Origin of the sequence: Sorangium sp. So ce296 (assembly GCF_051529605.1) — a bacterium.
Taxonomy (GTDB): domain Bacteria; phylum Myxococcota_A; class Polyangia; order Polyangiales; family Polyangiaceae; genus Sorangium; species Sorangium cellulosum_D.
Map to the genome: position 1 here is coordinate 6,719,701 of NZ_CP150325.1, position 19,413 is coordinate 6,739,113.

At 72.8% G+C, this 19,413-nt stretch carries 13 protein-coding genes; 10 read left to right on the top strand and 3 right to left on the bottom strand.

The window, feature by feature from the left end:
* The first annotated feature begins 200 nt into the window (after positions 1 to 200).
* Both WME98_RS25055 and WME98_RS25060 read left to right on the top strand, forming a co-directional pair.
* Positions 201 to 584, top strand: coding sequence for a hypothetical protein (locus WME98_RS25055; protein ID WP_437953594.1), 384 nt, complete (start codon positions 201 to 203; stop codon positions 582 to 584).
* A 65-nt stretch (positions 585 to 649) separates the two neighbouring features.
* Entirely contained in the window at positions 650 to 1,714 is a 1,065-nt protein-coding gene (locus WME98_RS25060) for an LLM class flavin-dependent oxidoreductase (RefSeq protein WP_437953595.1), read from the top strand.
* A 74-nt stretch (positions 1,715 to 1,788) separates the two neighbouring features.
* Here WME98_RS25060 and WME98_RS25065 read toward each other — a convergent pair whose 3' ends face one another.
* Positions 1,789 to 2,289 carry an SgcJ/EcaC family oxidoreductase gene (locus tag WME98_RS25065; RefSeq protein WP_437953596.1) on the bottom strand — a complete coding sequence of 167 codons (501 nt, stop codon included), beginning with the start codon at positions 2,287 to 2,289 and terminating at the stop codon, positions 1,789 to 1,791.
* Positions 2,290 to 2,407: 118 nt separating this feature from the next.
* Here WME98_RS25065 and WME98_RS25070 point away from each other — a divergent pair, with 118 nt between their 5' ends.
* On the top strand, positions 2,408 to 3,007 hold the full coding sequence (locus tag WME98_RS25070; protein WP_437953597.1) for a MarR family winged helix-turn-helix transcriptional regulator: 600 nt from the start codon (positions 2,408 to 2,410) through the stop codon (positions 3,005 to 3,007).
* Between the two features lie 37 nt (positions 3,008 to 3,044).
* Here the strand turns inward: WME98_RS25070 and WME98_RS25075 are convergent, their stop codons facing one another.
* Positions 3,045 to 3,815 carry an SDR family NAD(P)-dependent oxidoreductase gene (locus WME98_RS25075; protein ID WP_437953598.1) on the bottom strand — a complete coding sequence of 257 codons (771 nt, stop codon included), beginning with the start codon at positions 3,813 to 3,815 and terminating at the stop codon, positions 3,045 to 3,047.
* A gap of 118 nt (positions 3,816 to 3,933) precedes the next feature.
* On the opposite strand from WME98_RS25075, the gene WME98_RS25080 reads away from it, so the two are divergent.
* Positions 3,934 to 4,848 (top strand): LysR family transcriptional regulator, encoded by a 915-nt coding sequence (locus WME98_RS25080; RefSeq protein ID WP_437953599.1) that lies wholly within the window; start codon positions 3,934 to 3,936, stop codon positions 4,846 to 4,848.
* Between the two features lie 278 nt (positions 4,849 to 5,126).
* A complete protein-coding gene (locus WME98_RS25085) occupies positions 5,127 to 6,179 on the top strand; it encodes a protein-glutamine glutaminase family protein (protein ID WP_437953600.1) in 1,053 nt (350 codons plus the stop codon).
* 126 nt (positions 6,180 to 6,305) lie between these two features.
* Here WME98_RS25085 and WME98_RS25090 read toward each other — a convergent pair whose 3' ends face one another.
* Positions 6,306 to 7,145, bottom strand: coding sequence for a class I SAM-dependent methyltransferase (locus tag WME98_RS25090; RefSeq protein WP_437953601.1), 840 nt, complete (start codon positions 7,143 to 7,145; stop codon positions 6,306 to 6,308).
* A 71-nt stretch (positions 7,146 to 7,216) separates the two neighbouring features.
* Here WME98_RS25090 and WME98_RS25095 point away from each other — a divergent pair, with 71 nt between their 5' ends.
* The 5 genes from WME98_RS25095 to WME98_RS25115 all read left to right on the top strand — a co-directional run bounded on the left by WME98_RS25095 (position 7,217) and on the right by WME98_RS25115 (position 19,235).
* On the top strand, positions 7,217 to 11,203 hold the full coding sequence (locus WME98_RS25095; RefSeq protein ID WP_437953602.1) for a serine/threonine-protein kinase: 3,987 nt from the start codon (positions 7,217 to 7,219) through the stop codon (positions 11,201 to 11,203).
* The gene (locus WME98_RS25100) at positions 11,172 to 12,491 is read left to right on the top strand and encodes a hypothetical protein (protein ID WP_437953603.1); all 1,320 of its coding nucleotides are present in this window, start codon (positions 11,172 to 11,174) and stop codon (positions 12,489 to 12,491) included. Before WME98_RS25095 ends, WME98_RS25100 begins: the two co-directional genes overlap by 32 nt.
* Positions 12,491 to 15,352, top strand: a complete 2,862-nt coding sequence (locus WME98_RS25105; RefSeq protein ID WP_437953604.1) for an NAD(P)-binding protein — start codon at positions 12,491 to 12,493, stop codon at positions 15,350 to 15,352. The genes WME98_RS25100 and WME98_RS25105 overlap by 1 nt, the downstream gene beginning before the upstream one ends.
* Before the next feature lie 155 nt (positions 15,353 to 15,507).
* Positions 15,508 to 18,594, top strand: coding sequence for a hypothetical protein (locus WME98_RS25110; RefSeq protein ID WP_437953605.1), 3,087 nt, complete (start codon positions 15,508 to 15,510; stop codon positions 18,592 to 18,594).
* A complete protein-coding gene (locus tag WME98_RS25115) occupies positions 18,594 to 19,235 on the top strand; it encodes a peptidoglycan-binding protein (RefSeq protein WP_437953606.1) in 642 nt (213 codons plus the stop codon). The genes WME98_RS25110 and WME98_RS25115 overlap by 1 nt, the downstream gene beginning before the upstream one ends.
* Positions 19,236 to 19,413 lie beyond the last annotated feature (178 nt).

Sequence of the window (19,413 nt, forward strand, 5' to 3'; positions counted from 1 at the left end):
GCCAGTTAGGCCACCCACCAAGGAAGCTTGGTCTGGCACGATGCGCCTGCTGCACCAAGCGCATGAGCTCTATGCATTCGAGGCGAGCTGTCGGCTGATCCAGCGTGCTGAGCCCCCGAGCGCCACGGCAGAAGGGGAGCGCTGCTCACGATTTGGCGCCATCGGTGCGCGTTGGTTGGGGCCATGGATCGGAGCGTCAGATGAAGAAGAGCACGAGCTTGCGCGTGCTTGTCGTCGGCCTGGCCGCTTCGAGCTGCGCGCCGGCGGATCCTCCGAAGGACGCTGAAGCGCTCCTCGCCGGGGTCAGCGAAGATCCGGCCGCGCGAGCGCTCTCTGCCCCGGTGGGCGGCGCGCACGGCGTGCCGGACGACACCGCGCGGACCATCGGCGCGGACGAGGCGGCGCTCGTGGCGGAGGAGGTCGCAGACATCTACCGGCCGTTCGCGGCAGCGCGGTCGGCCACGATCACGATCGCGCCGGAGCGAAAGCGCGGCCCGCCGGGCGGCGCCGCTGAGCGGAGGCGAGGACCTCCTCGTCGCGCGCCAAACGTCTCTTCCGTTCGATGCGCACGCGCCTACGCATGAGGCAGCACCAAGGCGGGGATCCACGCGACGAGGAGCGGCCCTGTCCTTGCACGAGAGGGCCGGGCATGAGGTTTGGCATCTATCAGCTGGTCTCCTGCGCCGAGGGCCAGGACGTGCACCAGCGCTATCGGGACACGTTTGCCTCGTCGCTCGCCGCCGACGAGCTGGGATACGAGTCGATCTGGCCGGTCGAGCACCACTTCGATCCGCGCGTGTCGGTGCTCTCGTGCCCGGCGCTGTTCCTCGCGGCGGTCGCGTCGCGCACGAGCCGCCTGCGGCTGGGCACGGGCATCGTGCAGCTGCCCTTGACCCATCCGCTGCGCGCGGCCGAGGAGCTGGCGACGCTGGACGTGCTCAGCGAAGGGCGCGTGGAAGCGGGCGTGGGCCGCGGCGTGCACCCGGCGCACTTCGCGGGCTTCGGCGTGCCCATCGCCGAGAGCCGCGCGCGCTTCGAGGAGGGCGTGGCGTTGCTGCTGCAGGCCTTTCGCGAGGAGCGCGTCTCGTTCCGGGGGCGGCACTTCGACGTCGCCGGCGTGCAGATCGTCCCGCGCCCGGTGCAGGCGCGGGGCCCGACGGTGCGCGTGGCGGCCAACTCGATGGAAACGGCGGTGTTCGCCGGGAGGATGGGGCTGCCGGTCTTGACGGCCTCGCACGTGACGCCGTTCCCCAAGCTGGAGGGGCTCCTGGGTGCGTACCGCGAGGCGCGCCGCGAAGCGGGCCACGCGCCGGCGGCGCCCGACGACATCTCCGTGGTGATGCCGCTCTTCGTGGCCGAGGACCGCGCCGGGATCGAGCGCCAGCTCGCCCCGGGCGTCGCGAGCTACGTCGCGATGGTGTCATCGGCGCTCGCGCCGCAGGTGGAGTCGGCCTCCGTGCCGGCGGAGCGCGAGCGCTTGCTGGCGCTCCTCGCCGGGATGCGCGCCACCACGCTCGCGAGCCTCGACGCGTCGATGGGCGTCTTCGACACGCCGGAGGGGTGCGTGGAGCGCCTGCGCGCGCTGGCCGCGCGCTTCGGCATGGGGCGCATCATCGCCTGGTTCAACTTCGGCGAGATGCTGCCGCACGCCGACGTCACGCGCGCGATGGCGCTGTTCGCGGCGCGCGTCATGCCGGCCTTGCAGGACGCGTAGGACGCGTAGACGGATCGCGCGCCCGTACCACGGCGCGCGCGCCACGCGGCGTCGCGGCGCTCGTCGCCGGGCGCTCAGGCCGCGAGGGCCTCGGGGTGGCGCCGTCGCCAGAGGGCGAGGCGCCAGCGCATCACGGCCGCGAAGAGGCGCATGGACAGGCTGTCGGACGGGGGCAGGGGCCGCACCCGGGTGTTCTGGAACGACGCCACCCGAAAGCGCCCGTCGTCGCCCCGCACCACCACCAGCGTCTGCCGCGACCGCCGGCTCGGGGGCGCCGTCTTCTGCCAGGGCCACAGCACCGCGCCGGTGCTGACGACCACGGCCGCGTCCGGGCCGAGGAAGCGCACGCTCTCGATCTCGCCGACCAGGCGCGTGCCGGCGAGCACGCCGGCGAAGAGCTCCTCGTGCGCCCTCCGGTTCGCCTCGCGGCCGCGCAGCCACGAGCCGTCGAACGTCACGTAGTCGGAGTCGGGCGTGTAAAACGCATCGACGGCGCTCGCGCCCTCGCGCGCCCACGCCTCGCACAGGGCCTCGAACAGGCGCCGAATTGCCGCCTCGTCGGTCGAACGATCCATGGGAACTCTCCTTGCGATGTAACTCTCTTAGTAAGTAAGATAGTTAGCGCGGATTGTCAAGCCCGCGGCGGCTCGGCTAGAGTGCGGGTAGAGTGCGGGTGGATCGAGGCGAGAGGCGATGGCCGGGAAACGGGCGAGCGCGAAGGAGGTGAGCGAGCTGATCGACAGCCTGGGCGACCGGCTGGGCCGCGAGCTGAGCACGCAGTCGGTGCTCCTTCACCAGGCGATCGCCGAGCGCCTCGGGCTGAAGGGCACCGACCACAAGTACCTCGACGTCCTCCGGCGGGCGGCGGAGGCGGGGCCGGTCACGCCGGGCGACCTCGTGCAGCTCACCGGGCTGACCTCGGGCGGGGTGACGGGGGTGCTCGATCGGCTGGAGGCGGCGGGGTTCGTGCGCCGCGTGAAGCACCCGAGCGACAGGCGGCAGCTGGTGGTCGAGCCGGTGGTCGAGCGCTACGCCGAGATCGGCGCGCTCTTCGCGCCGTTCCGCGAGCGCTGGGCGGTGCTCTGCTCGCGCTACTCGCTCGACGAGCTGCGGCTCATCTGCGACTTCTTCGAGCAGGCGACCGCGCTGATGGCCGAGGAGATCGCCCGCATGCAGCGCCCGGTTGCGCCCGAAGCCCCCCCGGCGAGCGCCGCGCCGCGCGCGGGCGCGCGCGCCGAGACGGGCGCGCGCGCCGGGAGGGGCGCGAAGGCGCGCCCGCGCCGGACTTCCTGAAGGGGCGGCGCCTCCCGCCGCCCCTTCAGGGCGCGCCTTAGAGCATCATGCCGCCGGACGCCTCGATGCGCTGGCCGGTGATCCAGTGGCTCTCGGGCGAGAGGAGCACGGCGACCACGCCGCCGATGTCGTCCGGGAGGCCGACCCGGCCGAGGGCGGTCTGGGCGGCGATCATCTTGTTCAGCTCGGCGTTGTCGCGCACGGCGCCGCCGCCGAAGTCGGTCTCGATCGCGCCCGGCGCGAGCACGTTGACCGAGATCTTCCGCGGCCCGAGCTCCTTCGCCATGTAGCGGGTGAGCACCTCCACGCCGCCCTTCATCGCGGCGTAAGCGGCGTACCCGGGGAACGTGAACCGCGCCAGCCCCGACGAGACGTTGAGGATCCGCCCCCCGTCCGCGATGAGCGGCAGGAGCTTCTGCGTGAGGAAGAACGTCCCCTTCAGGTGGACGTTCACGAGCGCGTCGAACTGCTCCTCCGTCGTCTCGGCGAAGCTCGCGTGGACGCCGATGCCGGCGTTGTTCACCAGGAAATCGAGGCGATCGCGCCCGAAGCGGCCGGCGAGCTCCGCCCTCACCGCCTCGGCGAACGCGCCGAAGCCGCGCGTGTCGGCGACGTCGAGCGCGAGGGCCGCCGCCTTGCCCCCCTTGGCCTCGATCTGCTTCACCACGTCCGCCGCCTCGGCCGCGCCGCCGCGGTAGGTGATGATGACGCCCACGCCGCGATCGGCGAGGTGGAGCGCCATGCTCTTTCCCAGCCCGCGGCTCCCGCCAGTGACGAGGGCGACGGGGCTCTGCTTCGATGTGCTCATGGTCGGGTCCTTTCGGTGGAGACGCGGCCGCTCGCCGCTGTCTGCGGTAGTGAATAGCGACCCGATCCCGGTTGAGAAAGGCCCGGGGTTCCGACACACTGTTTCGCTAGCCGAAACAATGAGCGTCGACCTCGAATCGCTGAAGATCTTCGTGAAGGTGGCCGAGCTCGGGAGCTTCACGCGCGCGGGCGAGCACCTCGGCATGCCCAAGGCGCGCGTGTCGCTGCGGATCTCGGCCCTCGAGGCCGAGCTCGGCACCCGGCTCCTCCAGCGCTCGACCCGCGTCGTGCGCCTCACGCCCGACGGCGAGGAGCTCCTCCCGCGGGCGCGGCGCCTCGCGCTCGAGACCGACGAGATCGGCGCGATGTTCCAGGCGGCGAGGGCCCTGCGCGGGCGGGTGCGGATCGACCTGCCGGTGCGCTTCGCGTGCGACGTCATCATCCCGCGCCTGCCCGAGCTGCTCGCGCGCCACCCGGGGCTCGAGGTGCTCCTCAGCACGACCGATCGGCGCGTCGAGCCGCTCCGCGAGGGCTTCGACTGCGTCCTGCGCATCGGCGCCCCGGGAGACCCGGGGCTCGTCGGCCGCAGGCTCGGCGCCCTGCGGATGGCGAACTGCGCGAGCCCGTCGTACTTGCGCGAGCACGGTACGCCTCGCCGGCTCGAAGATCTCGATCGGCACCTCGTCGTCCATTACGCGTCGACGCTCGGCGCCGACGCGCCGTCGTTCGAGTACCCTCACGAGGGCGGGTATCGCGAGCGGCCGATGCGCAGCGTGGTGACGGTCAACAGCGCCGACGCCTACCTCGCGGCGTGCGTGGCGGGGCTCGGCATCATCCAGGCGCCGCGGGCAGGGAGGATCGGAAGCAGCCTCGCCGCAGGCGCGCTCGTCGAGGTCCTGCCCGCCCTCACCTGCGCACCCATGCCGGTCTCGCTCCTCCACACGCACGGCAGGAGCGTGCCGCGCCGCGTGCGCGCAGTGATGAGCTGGATCGCCGAGGTGCTCTCTCCGCACGTCGACGCGCTCGACCGCTGACCCGGGCCACCGCTTCCGCGAGCTCGACCCTGCGTGTTCGAGCGAGCTCACCCGATCGGCGTCGATCGTCGCGGGCCGAGGGGCGCGCGCAGCAGGAAAACGACGCGGTCGGGGCGATTCGCGCGAAGGACGACCGAGGTTGCCCGCATTCACCCGGATAACCGTCCTGTCCCCCAGGGGAGCCAGGCTCCCGTGGCGGTTCGTGTCGCGCATGCAGGGAGAGTGAATCGATGAGACCGTCATATCTTGCCTTGACGAAATTGTTCTGTGTCGCGGCAATGGCCCTTGGCCCCGTGGCCTGCGGCGGCGACGAGGGCGCCGATGCCGCGCCGGATCTCGACATCGAGCGCTCCGATGGGACGGCGCCGCTCGAGGGAAGCGAGAGCTGCCCGCTGCTGGACGGTGCACACTCGTACAACGAGCTCAAGGGCCCGCTCGCGAACGTGCCGGTCGACTGCGTGCCCAGCTGGACCGAGGCGCAGCTGAGCTCCGGGTTCGCCCTGATCCGCGACACGCGGTTCGAGGAGCTCACCGTGCCGTCCCAGCCCGGCTTTCCGCGGCGGATCCCCTGGCTCGACCCCGAGAACGGTTGCGAGGAGCGGGCCCCGGCGGCGACCTACTTCCTCCACGAGGCGAATTACCCGACGCCCTGGTATGCCAGGGTGACCGGGAATCTGACCTTGCAGACCGAGAACGAGCCGGACGGAGAGGTGTCGTGGAGCCACCACGTCGCGCCCGTGGTCCGGGTCGGCGGACAGCTCATGATCCTCGACCCCGCCATCGAGCCGGCGGGGCCTCTCCCGATCGCGCAGTGGATCTCTCGCTTCGCCCCCGGCTCGTTCGACACGGCGGTGTGCCGCGACCACGCCAAAGACAGCGGCTGCGTCGACGCGGTGCCCGCGGCGCCGTCGCTCCCCAGCATGGCGTCCGATTACGACGGGATCCGCATGCGGCTGGTCTCCGAATGGCGCGTTCAGGAGCTGCTCGGGCGCGATCCGTACCGCTCCCTCGGCGACTGCCCGCCGTGGGTCACCACCTGCCCCCCCGAGCCCGCGCCCAACCCGAACCTGCCGCCGAGCATCCTGCGGTTCGCGTCGGACCGGACCGACATGCCCGTCTGGTATCCCATCTACGTGATCGGCGACAACTTCGTCCCGGGCTTGACGACCGTGCGCATCACCGGGAACGGCATCGACGTGATCGCCCCCATCTCCCAGATCAACAAGCGCAGGATCCTGATCGAGGAGGAGTATCCGTTCGGCGTCTATGAGGTGACGGCGTCGAACGGAGCGCACACAAGCCAGCCCGTGTCGCTGACGATCGCGTGGTGATCCGGAGGACCAGGCACGCGCGCCGGAGCCCGGCGCGCGTGCCGCCGTCCGAGCGCGACGCTCGGCCGGGCGCAGGCGCCGCGGCGGCGCGCTGACGCGGGCCTCCGGGGCGAGGCGCTGTCGCGGCTACGCGGACGCGATGGTGACGCCGATCCCCGGCAGCGCCTCGATCCAGAACACCGACGAGAAGCCCGCCTCGAGGAAGAGGCGCTGGAACTCCTCGCCCGTCCGGTGCCGGACGAAGCCGGGATCGGCGAGCATCGAGATCGGGCGCGCCAGCTCGACGAACCACGCGGGGCCGGCGTCGGCGACGAACGCCCTCCCGCCGGGCGCGAGCGCGCCGCGGAACGCCCGGGCGGCGGCCGCGCCGTCCGGGTAGTGGTGGAACGACAGGCAGCAGAAGATCGCGTCGAAGTACCCCGCGAACGCCGCCGGCGGCCGCGCCACGTCGGCCTGGAAGAAGGCCATGTTGCCGCAGCCCGCGCGCCGCGCGCCCTCGTGGGCCTGCTCGATCATCCCCCGCGACAGATCGGCCGCGACGACCTCCCCCTCCGGCACGAGCCGCGACAGCCGGATCGCCGCCTGCCCCGTCCCGGCGGAGGGATCGAGGATCCGGGCGCTCGGCGCGAGGTAGGGCCGCATCAGCGCCACCGTCTCGTCCACGATGGGATCCGAGAACGGCCGCACCACGGCCTCGTACAGGTGGGCCACGTCGTCGAACGCCCGCACGCTCTCGTAGCCCTCCGGCTCGCCGGGCAGCAGCACCGGCTGCGCGTGACGCAGCGAGAGATCCGGCCCGCCGCCCCGCGGCGCGCCCGCCTCCGGCCGGTCGCCGAGCGTCGCCGGCCGGTAGAGGCCCAGCCGGCGGAGCGCCAGCGCCGGCTGGAACACGTGCAGGTTCCACGAGAGGAGCGCCATCGCCAGGCTGTGGTTCAAGAGGTGCCGCTCTGGGCTCGGCGCGACCATCGATTTTCCTGCCACCCTGCCCGCGCGACTGCGTGGACGTCCGCTTCTCCTCTATACTCTCCGACCCGCGGATGACGAGCAAGAGCGCCTCGTTCCTGGGCACCGGGCGTTTCGAGCTCCGAGCCCACCTCGGCCACGGCGGGATGGGGACCGTCTACCGCGTCCACGATCGCGAGCTCGGCCAGGACGTGGCGCTCAAGATGATGCGCCAGCCGGGGCCGGAGCAGGTGCTCCGCCTGAAGAGCGAGTTCCGCGCGCTCGCCGGCGTGACGCACCCGAACCTCCTCCAGCTGCACGAGCTCTTCGTCGACGACGAGCGCTGCTTCTTCACGATGGAGCTCGTCGAGGGGAAGGACCTGCTCCGCTGGATCCGCGACGACCTCGGCATCCCCGGGGCCTCCGTCCAGGCGCCGACCGCCGAGCGCGCGACGGCCACCATGACCCTGACCCCGGCCACCCCCGCGCCCGGCGGCGACACGACCGCCAGCGCGGCGGGGAAGACGCCGCCGCTCGCGCCGCGCGCTTCGTCCAGCGTGCCGAGCGCGGCGGGCGCGCCGCCCGCGCCCGGCGCGCTCGACGAAGTGCGCGGCGCGCAGGCGCCCGTCCCCGAGCAGGCCTGGGCGCGCCTGCGCCAGGGGCTCGCAGGGCTCGTCCGGGGGCTGCACGCCCTGCACGCGTCCGGCCGCGTCCACCGCGACGTCAAGCCCGCGAACGTCCTCGTCTCCGCGGGCGATCGGATCACGCTGCTCGACTTCGGGCTGGTCACGGCGTTCCGCGGCGCGAGCGAGCGTCCGCCGGGCGAGATCGCCGGCACCCCGGCGTACATGGCGCCCGAGCAGGTCCGCCACGGCGCGATCACGCGGGCGGCGGACCTCTACGCGGTCGGGGTCATCCTCTACGAGGCGCTCACCGGCGTGCTCCCGTTCCGCGGGACGATGGACATGATCCTCTACCAGAAGGTCCAGTACGTGCCGAAGCCCGCGCTCGCCCTCGCCCCCGACGCGCCCGAGGACCTCCTCGAGCTCGCGATGGCCCTCCTCGCCCTGGATCCCGATCGGCGCCCGGGCGCGGAGGCGTGCCTCGCCGTGCTCGCGCCGGGGCAGGGCGGCGCCGCGGCCGCTGGCGCCGCGGAGGCGGCGCCGGGGCCGCCGTTCGTCGGGCGGGCCGCCGAGATGGCGGCGATCGCGCGGGCGCTCGACGAGGTCGCCGGAGCGCGGCGGCAGATCACGGTGCACGTCCACGGCCCCTCGGGGATCGGCAAATCGACGCTGGTGCGCGAGCTCCTCGAGGCCCAGCGGCGCGCGGGCGACCTCCTCGTGCTGCAGGGGCGCTGCCACCCGGCGGAGAGCCTGCCGTACAAGGCGCTCGACGCGGCGATCGACGGCCTCGCCGCCCACCTCGAGACGCTGTCCGCCGAGGCGCTCTCGGCCCTCGTGCCCGCGGGGGCCCGCGCGCTGACCCAGCTCTTCCCCGTGCTCGCGCAGTTCCCCGCGCTCCTCTCCGGCCCCGAGCCCGCCGCCCAGCCCGACCCGATCGCCCTCCAGCAGCAGGGCGCCGCGGCCCTGCGCGACCTCATGGGCCGCCTCGCGGCGACGCGCCTCGTCGTGCTGTGGCTCGACGACGTGCAGTGGGGCGACGTCGACTCGGCGCCGCTGCTCGACGAGCTCACCCGCGCGCCGGCGCCGCCGCTCCTGCTCCTGCTCACGTACCGCAGCGACGAGCGGCAGCGGAGCCCGCTCCTGCGGCACCTGCTCGAGGGCGCGGACGGCGGCGGCGGGGCGGCGCGCACGATCGAGCTCGGCGCGCTCGCCGTGGACGACGTCGCGGCGCTCGCGCGGGCGATGCTCGGCGCGGACGGCGCCCGGCGCGCGGGGCAGATCGACGCCGTCGTCGCGCAGGCCGAGGGCAACCCGTTCATCGCGGCCGAGATGGCGCGCTACCTCGGCGCGCGCGCCGCCGAGGGCGGCGCCGGGGACGAGCGCGCGCCCCTCGACGTGGCGGCGCTCGTGATGGCGCGCGTCCGCGCGCTCGACCCCGGGCCGCAGCGCCTCCTCGAGATCGCCGCCGTCGCGGGCAAGCCGCTCGAGCGCGGCGTCGCGCTCGCGGCCGCGGGGCTCGACGAGCGGCAGCGGCCCCTCGTCGCCCGGCTCCGCGACGCGAACCTCCTGCGCGAGATCGCGGGCGACGGCGCGAGCGGCGTGGCGATCTACCACGACCGGATCCGCGAGGCCCTGCTCGCGGCCCTGCCGGCCGAGCAGCGCGCCGGCAGGCACCGCGCCATCGCGGAGGCGCTCGAGGCGCAGGGGGCGCGCGACCACGAGGCGCTCGCGTACCACTGGGAGGGCGCGGGCGAGCCCCGGAGGGCAGGGGAGCACGCGCTCCGCGCCGCCGACCGCGCGGCCGCCGCGCTCGCCTTCGAGCACGCCGCCGTCCTCTACGAGAGGGGGCTCGCGCTCTCGGGCGACGCGGCCGGGCGCGCGGGCATCCTCGAGAAGCTCGGCGACGCGCTCGTGAACCTGGGCCGCGCGCCCGAGGCGGCGGAGCGCTACCTCGAGGCCGCCGCGCACGTCGGCGGCCCGCCCGCCGCGGAGCGGGCGGTGGCGCTGCGGCGGCGCGCGGCCGAGCAGCACCTCAAGGCGGGGTTCATCGACGCGGGGTGGCGCGAGATGAGGAGCACGCTCGAGGCGCTCCGCGTGCCGATTCCCGGATCGTTCGCCGGCGCGCTCGCCGCCGCGTCGTGGCGGCGCCTCGCCTTCTTGCTCGGGCGCTCCGACGCGCGGCGGCGGGCCTTCCCCGCGGCGCTGCCGGCCGCGGAGCGCCCGCGGCTCGACGCGCTGTGGACCGCCTCCACCAGCATGTCGATGCTGAGCCCCCACCTCGCCGACGCCTTCCGGATGCTGCACCTCCGGCGGGTGCTGAAGGTCGGCGACGCCTCCACCGTCTGCCGCGCGCTCGCCTACGAGGCCTCGATGGAGGCGCACCTCGGCGGCGCCCTGCTCGACCGCAGCGTCGAGGCGCTGCTCGAGCAGGTGAGCGCGCTCGCGGTCCGCACGGGGGACCCGTACGACGCGGCGTGGCGCGAGCTGGCCCTCGTCAACGTGGCGTTCACCCGCGGGGAGTGGCGGAGGACGGCGGAGGCGTGCCGGCGCGCGGACACGCTCTTCCGCGAGCGCTGCCCCGGCACGGCCTGGGAGCGCGTCACCGTGGCGATCTTCCACCACTTCGCCCTGGCCTGGCTCGGCGAGCTGCGCGAGCTGCTCCCGCGCCTGTCGGAGCTCGCGGGCGACGCGCGCCGCCGCGGCGACGTGCACGCGCTCTGCGAGGCGCACGTGGGCGAGCCGATGCTCGCGTGGCTCGCCGCCGACCGCGGCGACGAGGCGCAGGCGAGCGCGGCGGCGGCGCTCGGCCGCCAGGCGTCGCGGTCGCGCCGCTGGCCCGAGCACGGCTACCGGCGCCAGGAGTACGCCGCCATGATCGCGTCGGGCTACGCGGCGCTCTACCGGGGCGACCCCTGGGCGGCGTGGGCGGCGGTGCTCGATCACTGGCCTCGCCTGGAAGCGTCGTTCCTGCTGCCGCTGCGCGGGACGGGCCTCGAGCTGCGCTGGACGCGGGCGCGCGCCGCGCTCGCGGCGGCGGCCACGCGCCCGCGCGCGCGGCGCGCGGGGTGGACCGAGCGGGCGCTGCTCGACGACGCGCGCGCGCAGATCCGCCGCATCGAGCGGGATCCGCTCGCGGCCGGCGCGCCGATCGGGCAGCTGCTCCGCGCCGGGATCGCGCGCGTCGAGCGGCGCGCCGGCGAGGCGGCGCGCGCGCTCGAGGCCGCGATCGCGGGGTTCGATCGGCTGGAGATGGCGCTGCACCGCGAGGCGGCGCGGCTCGCGCTGGGGCAGCTCGCGGGGGGCAGCGCCGGGGCCGCGCAGATCCGGCGCGCCGAGGCGTGGATGGCGGCGCAGGGGGTGGCGCGGCCGCGGGCGCTCGCGGCGGCCGTGGCGTCGGGGCTCGATCTCTCACCGGAAGGAAGGACCCATGCAGCAGCGACACACCGATCCGCGCCGTAGGCCCGTGCAGGCGCCCGTGCACCTCTTCGACGGCGGCGAAGGGCGCGCGCCGGAGGCCGCGCCCGCGCCGCGCCCGGAAACGCCCGCTCCTCCCGCGCTGGAGCGGGCGCTCGGCGCCTTCCGGAGCGACGGCGTGAAGGCGAGGGCGGCCAGCTTCGCGGCCGACCTCGAGCCGCCCAGGCTCCGCCGCGCGCTCAACGATCCGGATCTCTTCCCGGACGAGGGCGGCGCGCCGGACGACCCCCAGGCGATCGCCGGCCTCCTCCTCGACCGGGCGCGGGACGGCGGCCGCCTCGCCCGCGCCTTCGAGCACGGCGCCTACCGCCGCTTCGACGCGTCCGCGGGCGAGGCGTGGGCGCGCGCCGTCGCCGAGCACCTGACGGGCGTCCCGATCGCGGACCCTGCGCGCGTCTACGCCGAGGGGCGGCCGGCGATCGCCCGGGCGCTGTTCATCGAGGGCCGCGTGCCGCTCGCGGCGCTGTCCGAGGACGCGGTGACGGCGGCCCTGTGCGTGGGCGGCTGGGACGGCGGCAGGCACGGCGACATCGGGCGCGGCCTCGTGGGCCTCGAGCGCTGCCGGGAGCTCGGCGAGGCCATCGCGCCGGCCGACGCGCCGGAGCTGCTCCGCCCCTTCCGGGAGTGGGGCGGCGCCCTCTGGGATCGCGTCGCGCCGGGCGCCTGCCTCTTCTGGGCGGGCTCGGCGGCCGGCGCGGGGCGCGTCGCGCTGGTCCTCCGCAAGCACGAGGACGGCGAGCAGCGCGCGCTGCAGCTCTGGGGCACCCCCGGCCTCGACGAGGTGCGGCAGGACGATCCCGCCGAGCCCGAGGCGCTCGTCGAGGGGGCGCTGTGGACGCGCTTCCCCGACCCGCTCGAGACCGAGACCGAGTCGCTCCGCTTCTGCGGCGTCGGGCTCCTCCCCGACCTCGGCGGCGTGCGCGCCGATCTGCGCCCGCGCGGGCGCGCTCGGCTGCTCCTCCGGCGCAGGTCGGACGGGGAGCTCCTCTACCGCTCGGCGTGGCTCTCGATGGAGGCCGAGGGGCTCTCGATCGCCCGGCTCCTCGGCTCGCTGCGCGGCGGCCCGGCCGCCGCCGAGATCGAGGCCGTCTGGCGCGTCCACTCCCTGTGCCTGACGCCCACGCCCGACGTCCCCGACAGCCAGTTCCTGCTCGAGTGCGCGTCCACCAAGCGGGGCCGCGTCGAGCTCCGCGTCGGGCCGGGTCGCGGCGCCGGCGCGCTCGCGGACGAGCCCGGCGCGTACCTCCACGGCGGCGGAAAGGCGGCGTTCTGATGGGCGGCGGGAGCGACGCGGGCCGGCGGCCCACCGTGAACGTCTTCGGCGCCGGGATCGCCGGGCTGACGGTCGCGCACGAGCTCGCGGAGCGGGGCTTCGTGGTGCGCGTCGTCGAGCAGGACACCTGCCTCGATCGGCACGGCCGGCGCCGGATCGCCATGGGCGGCGTGGCGCGGACGCAGTACGCGATCGGCCGGCAGGCGCGGCCGGGCGGGGCCGAGGGGCCCTGGTCGGCGCGGTTCTGCCGCAGCGACGTCGACGGGATGAGCGCCGTCGCCGAGGCGCGCGACCTGCGCCTCGTCCCGATCCACGTCCCGTTCGCGCGCGGGAGCCACGACGCGCCCGGCGGCGAGACGCGCGCCGACGTCGAGGCGCGCGTGCGCGCGCTGCTCGCCTACCTCCGCGGCAAGGACGTCGATTTCCGGCTGGAGATCACCGGCTACGCCGACGCCCACGACGACGCGCCGCCGCCCGGCCCCGGCTCGCGGCCGCTGACCAACCCCGAGGAGCACCGCGAGCTCTGCGTCGAGCGGGCCGAGGCGGCGCGCGCGCTGATCGCCGCCGCCGCGGGCGGCGCCGCGTGCACGATCGCGGCCAGCAGGCAGGGCGAGCGGGCGCCGCGGCGCTCGGACGGCGAGGCGCCGGACCACAACCGCTGGGCCGTCGTCGAGGTGTGCTTCACGGTGCTCCCTGGCGAGCACGGCTTTCGCTTCTTCCCCTCGTATTACAACCACGTCTTCGACACGATGCGCCGGATCCCGCTCCTCGACGAGGACGGCAACGAGAGCGGCAGGACCGTTTACGACAACGTGGTGCCCACCCCGAACCAGGGCATCGTCAGCGGCGGGCTCAGCCCGCTCATCATGCCGCGCTCGCCGCCCGGCTCGGATCACGAGCGCGCCGAGCGCCTCGCGGCGCTCCGCACCATGGGCTACACGGCGGCGGATCTCACGCAGCTCATGCTGCGCGTCCTGCGGTACATGTGCACCTCCGCCGGGCGCCGTGCGCTGGAGATGGAGCGCATCTCGTGGTGGGAGTACCTCGAGGGGTACGATCCCGCGACCGGCGCCCGGCTCTACCATTACAGCGAGCGGTTCGAGCGGGACGCCAAGACGCAATCGCGCGTCCTCGCCTCGTTCGACGCGGTGTGGGGCGACGCGCGGACGTGCGGGAACACGTACGTGCAGCTCTTTTACAACTGGGTCCGGACGCTGCCCAAGGTCGACGGCACGCTGAGCGGCCCGACCACCGAGGCGTGGCTCGAGCCCTGGAGGGCCTACCTGGAGCGCCGCCTCGGGGTGCAGTTCATCCTCGGCGGGCTGGAGCGCCTCGAGCTCGAGGGCGGCGAGATCGTGCCCCACGGCTTCCTGATCCGCCTCGCCACCGGGGAGCGGCCCGCGGGGGACGACCTCACGCCGCGGGAGCGGGAGCTCGCCGAGGCCCTCCGGAGCGCCGATTACCACGTGGTCGCCACCGACGCGTGCTCGGCGGAGGCGGTCACCGAGCCGCTGCGCCGGGCCGGGGTCGCCGCGGGCGTGCCGAGGGATCTCGGCGGCTTCACCACGAAGGTCCGGCCGGCGCCGCCCGAGGAGGGCGAGGGGGCGCCGCGGCCGGCGGCCGGCGCGGGGCACGCGTTCGGCGTGACGGCCTGGGATCGCTTCCAGACGATGTCGGGTCTCCAGTTCTTCTTCACCCAGGAGCTGAAGATCAACAATGGATATGTCTATTACAGCCAGGCGCCCTGGGGATTGACCTCGATCAACAGCGCGCAGTTCTGGCGGCGGCGCCCCACGCTCGAGCGCGACGGGTTCGTCTCGCTGCTCAGCATCGACCTCTGCGACTGGAACACCCGGGCGCGGGAGGGGGCGGCGGCCGGGAGGACCGCGGCCGAGTGCGGCCCGGTGGAGATCGCCGAGCAGGTCTTCGCGCAGATCGTGGCCGAGATGCGCCCGGCGGGCGCGGCCGAGGCGCCGATCTACGATCCTCCGGCGCCGACCTGGTTTTACCTCGACGAGTACCTCGAGTTCGACGATCGCGGCGTGTTCACGCGCGCCCGGGTCCCGTACCTCGTGCCGATCAAGGCCGATTTCCAGAGCCGCCCCGGCCCGCCGCCGTGGGATCCGACCCCGCGGGTGGTGAGCACGCCGCCGGCGAAGGCGCCGGACGCGGCGCTGTGGCAGGCTCCCCACGGCGGCTATCTCGTGCACTGGGGCAAGCTGGTCTTCGCCGGTGTGTACCTGAAGACCTTCACCCGCATGTCGACCATGGAGGCGGCGAACGAGTCCGGGCGCCACGCGGTCAACGCGATCCTCGACCACCTGCGGCTCGTGAAGGCGCCCGCGACGGGGGCCGCGGCCACGCCGGGCGCGCCCGCCGGGGCGCCGGCGGGCGCGCCCGCCGGGGCGCCGGCGGCCTCGAGCGTCCCCGCCGGCGCGCCCGCGCCGGCGCCGGGCGGGGGCTACCCAGGCGCCGCGCCCCAGGCGGCGCGCCACATGCGATCGGAGGTCTTCTACCGCTCCACCCCGGCCGGCGATTACTGCGCGATCTGGGACATGGAGCACTGGGAGCTGCCCGAGTTCGCGCTGGCCAAGCAGTACGACGCCTGGTGCCTGGAGCGCGGCCTCCCGCACCCGTGGGATCTCCTCGGCATCGAGCGGATCCCGTCGCTCGTCTCCAAGCTCGCCCATTCGGCCGGGGCGCAGGCGGGCGCCGGGCCGGCCGGAGCCGACGGCGCGTCGCTCGACGCGCTGCTCGAGGGGACCCTGCGGATGGCGTACCCGTGGGGCGGTGCGGACGCCGTGCTGGAGATGCTGCGGGGGATCCGAAAGGCGGTGGAGGAGGGGAGCAAGCAGGCCTGAGCGCGCCAGCAGGGGGCAACGTCCAAAACGCCAGTATCTGTCAGGAGGTTTCGCAACGGCCAGCCTCGGTCGAGAGAAGCGCGGTCCTGCGATCGCGTCCGCGTTCTGTGATCCCGTGAACCCATCGTGAGCAACATCGGAGCGATAGGATTGCCATGAACGTCATCGACGAGCCGCTGTGCCCCAAGTGCAAGACCCTCACCACGTTCTACGGATGCTTCTCTTGCCAGGGGCGGACCCAATGCCGTCGTTGCTTCGCCTGCACCAACCCGGGCTGCGCGCGGAACGCGCACGAGCGGCACATGCACGAGAGTGAACGCCTCGTCGGGTTCGACTTCGGATCTCCGTGGCTGTACCCGCAGGTGCCGAACGTGCAGGAGCAGTGGCTCGATTGGAGCTCCTGGTCGGTCAAGTTCGATTCGACGAGCACGGAGATCCCGACCGAGAAGGACCCGCCCTCCAGCAAGACCAAGAGGGCGCGCGTCAAGGAGGGAGAGGGGGCGACCTTCGATCCGAACAAGAGATTCAAACCGGATCCCAAACTGCTCAAGGTCGCCAAGGCGGGTAAAGGGCACCCGAAGAAGCTGTCCGACAACACGCGAAAGCTCCCTCCCCTCAGCCTCGGCGTGGCGACGTGGAACCTCAACCACATCAATCAGGCGGAGGAGAAGACCAGCACCATCGCCTGGATCTTCATGCGCCATCTCTGGATCGACGTCCTGGCCCTCCAGGAGGTGAACCTCGCCGGAAGAGACGTGCTCGAGAAAGACACGTTCGTGGCCACGCTCAAGGAGAGCGGCCTCGAGTGCCGCTTCGGCCCGCTCATGCGATCGTTCTCCGCGGTCGGCCCCGAGATCGAGGTCGACGAGGAGGAGGAGGACGAGAGGCGCACGAAGGGCGAGGACGACGAGACGGACAACGAGGGCGAAGACGACGACGGCTCCCCCGAAGAGGACGCCCCCGAGGCCTACGATCCCGGCTCCGTGAGAGAGGAGACATGGTCCATCTGGGGGACGGCGCTCAAGGTCCGAGTGACGGGCGAGGGCGAGGGCGTGAAGCTCCGCGAAGTGGAAGTGGACATGGGGTGGTTCAAGACCTGGAAGAGCGTGCGGCTCGGCCAGCCGGAGTACTACCCCGTCGTCGTGCGATCCCGCATGTTCAGGAAGGCTCGCGAGGGCGACGCCTGGGCGTCCTACGACGGCAATCGCCTCGCGCCCGGGGTCCACTACTGGGCAAAGAAACCCTGTGCCCTCAAGCTGTGCGAGCTCCCAGCCGAGAAGGCCCCGCCCATCGTGGAGAGGCTCCCGCTGAAAAAACCGTCGAAGGACGGCTCCGTCTACCTGCCCGTGGCGCTGCTGGAGGAGCTGAACGAGCAGCTCAACAAGAACGGAGGATCGCCCGTACGGACCAACGCCGGCACCTACGTCCGCTCCATCAAGAGCACCGCTCGCTCCAGAGGAGCGCCCTGGGTCCGAAAATGGGTCTTCACGCTCGACCAGCACCCCGAGGTCCAATTGCTGCTCGTGCAGATGAAGCCCGCGGACGACCTGAAGCAGGTGATCGCCGATTATGAGAAGACGAGCAACACGGCCAAGCCGGACAAGAAGCTCGTTCGCCAGTTCAAGAACTATGAGAAGGCGTGCCGGCAGCTCGACGCCCACCCCGAAGGGCAGCTCGTCGCCTATCTGCAAACGCGCTTCTGGCCAGCCTACTGCCGGCCCGTCGTCGTACACGACCTGGAGCTCCTCGATCCGCGGGGCGAAAAGGTCTCCGTCGGCGTCGTCCACACGACGCCCGCCGGACACGGGCTCAAGCGACAGGGAGAGTACGAGCAGCTCGAAGGGATGTTCGCCTACGTCGGCAAGGCAGGCGGGCACTGGGTGCTCGCCGGCGACTACTACCTCGACCCCGAATCGACGGTGGTCAAGTCGACCAAGCTGAATCATTGCAAGAGCCAGCTCTTCGAGTCCCATCTGACCAACGCGAACCTCGACCTCGCGATCTCGGTCTCCGCGACGAATCAAACGCGTTTGAAGGGAAACGCCCAGAATATCCAGGACCGCACGACCCGGATGATCGTCGCGAAGCAGGAGGACGGGAAATCGGGAGAGCGGACGGTCGTCGTCCTCAACAAGCGCGCGGACTTCTTCGCGCACTCGAAGACGTTCGTCTTCCGGCAGGCGGGGATCGTCGCCCAGGGCGGCGGCCTCTTGCCGCTCGACTTCGACCATCGCGCGTTGAACTGGTGGTCGGACATCAGCGATCATTGCCCGGTTGGCGCCCTCCTCAGCACAGGGGAGCGACCCCAAGCCTGGCGCCGGTTCGAGATCCAAAAATTGCCGAGGGGCTTCAGGTCGAAGATCGAGGAAGCCTGCGACAATGTGGCGTGCATGCGGCGGGACGCCGTTCGAGGGATCAGCGAGTCGCTGGCCGACCTCTGCGAGCTCGCTAAACAGCGCCAAGCGATGAGCGACGACTGGACCGCATGCCTCAAGAGCTTCTGTGTCCTCCTCTCGTGCGTGCTCAACGATCCCGATCTGTCGGATCTCGCGCCCAAGGTGCCGGAAGCGGACTATGAAGCGTTCGCCAAGGAGTCCCAGGGGTTGACCAGCGAGTCCCTGCTGCGGTGGCTCTCGTACTGTCACGACGTCCGACGTCCGACCGACGAGCGGCTCAGGGACTTCATGATCGCTCGATTGAAGGCCGATCCCATCGACGCGGGGCTGAGGGCCGTGCTCGAGCTCGGCCCCGCTCCCGTGAAAGCGGAGAAGAAGAACAAGAAGAAGGCGAAGAACGTCGGCCCGACGAGCATGGAGCTCGAAGAAGAGAGGCTGTCGGACGACGATCTCCGCAAGGTGGGCCAGGGGTGGATCGACAGGGGCCCGGCGTCCAAAGACTCGTGGGATCGAAGAGCCCGCGGGTACCTCCTCGACTGCTGGGTGGCGGGGCAGCCTGAAGGCTTCGAGAAGCTCGTCGGCGACGGCATGGCCCTTTGCAACCGCGTCCATAAGGCCAATCGCTACCTGCACCTCCTCAACTACGTCCTCGGCGATCTCGATCTGGAGGACGAGGACGAGACGTACGGCTCGATCACGCCGAGGGACGAGGAGAGCCGCTTCGAGCCGATTCCATACATCGAGGTCGGTGAGTTCCAGGCGCAGCTCCTCGGATTGCGCGACAAGTCGAAGGTGGTCTCGGGAGGCGAGGAGGAGACGGGCTCGGACGACAAGGAGAATTCGTGATGGGTTTCAAGCACGTCGTGAGGCGAGGAGAGTGTCTCTCGAGCATCGCTTTTCGTTATGGGTTCTATCCCGACACGCTCTGGAACCTGCCAGAGAACGCGGCCCTCCGCGAGAGGCGCTCGAACCCCAGCGCCCTCTCGCCGACCGAAGATGTCGTCTTCATCCCCGACAAGCGTTTGAAGATCGAAGAGCGGCCCACGGGCGCTCGTCACACCTTCCGCCGCCGCGGCGTGCCTGAAGAACTGCGACTCCGGTTCCTGGACGCGAAATCCGAGCCGCGCGCCGGCGTCCCTTACGTGCTCGAGATCGACGGCGCGACGTTCGAGGGCGAGACGGACGGCGACGGCTTCATCGTCGTGCCGATCTCACCCGCCGCGGCGAGCGGACGGCTCCTCCTGGGCGACGGCGAGGACCAGGAAGAGATGGCGCTCTCGCTCGGCCATCTTCCGCCCCTCGATGCGGCGGAAGGGCCGCTGGTGCGGCTCGTGAGCCTCGGTTATCTGGAGAGCGAAGAGCAGGGCCGGGAGGAGGGCCTCCTTCGGATCGCCCTTGAAGACTTCCAGAGCGACCACGGCCTGCCGGTGACGGGAGAGGCCGACGGAGCGACGCTCGCAAAGCTCGCCTCCGCGCACGGCTCGTAGCCCGGGGGACCCCGCGGATCATCGTCTCCTGCCGCAGCGCATGACGACACATCGGGGGCCGGACTCCCAAAGCGCTTCCCGGAGCACTTTTCGGGCGTGATTTGCGCCGACCAGCGCCGGGAAGTGCGCGATCCTGAGTCGTCCGCGGCCCCCAGCGAACCCGCACACGAAGGTCAAT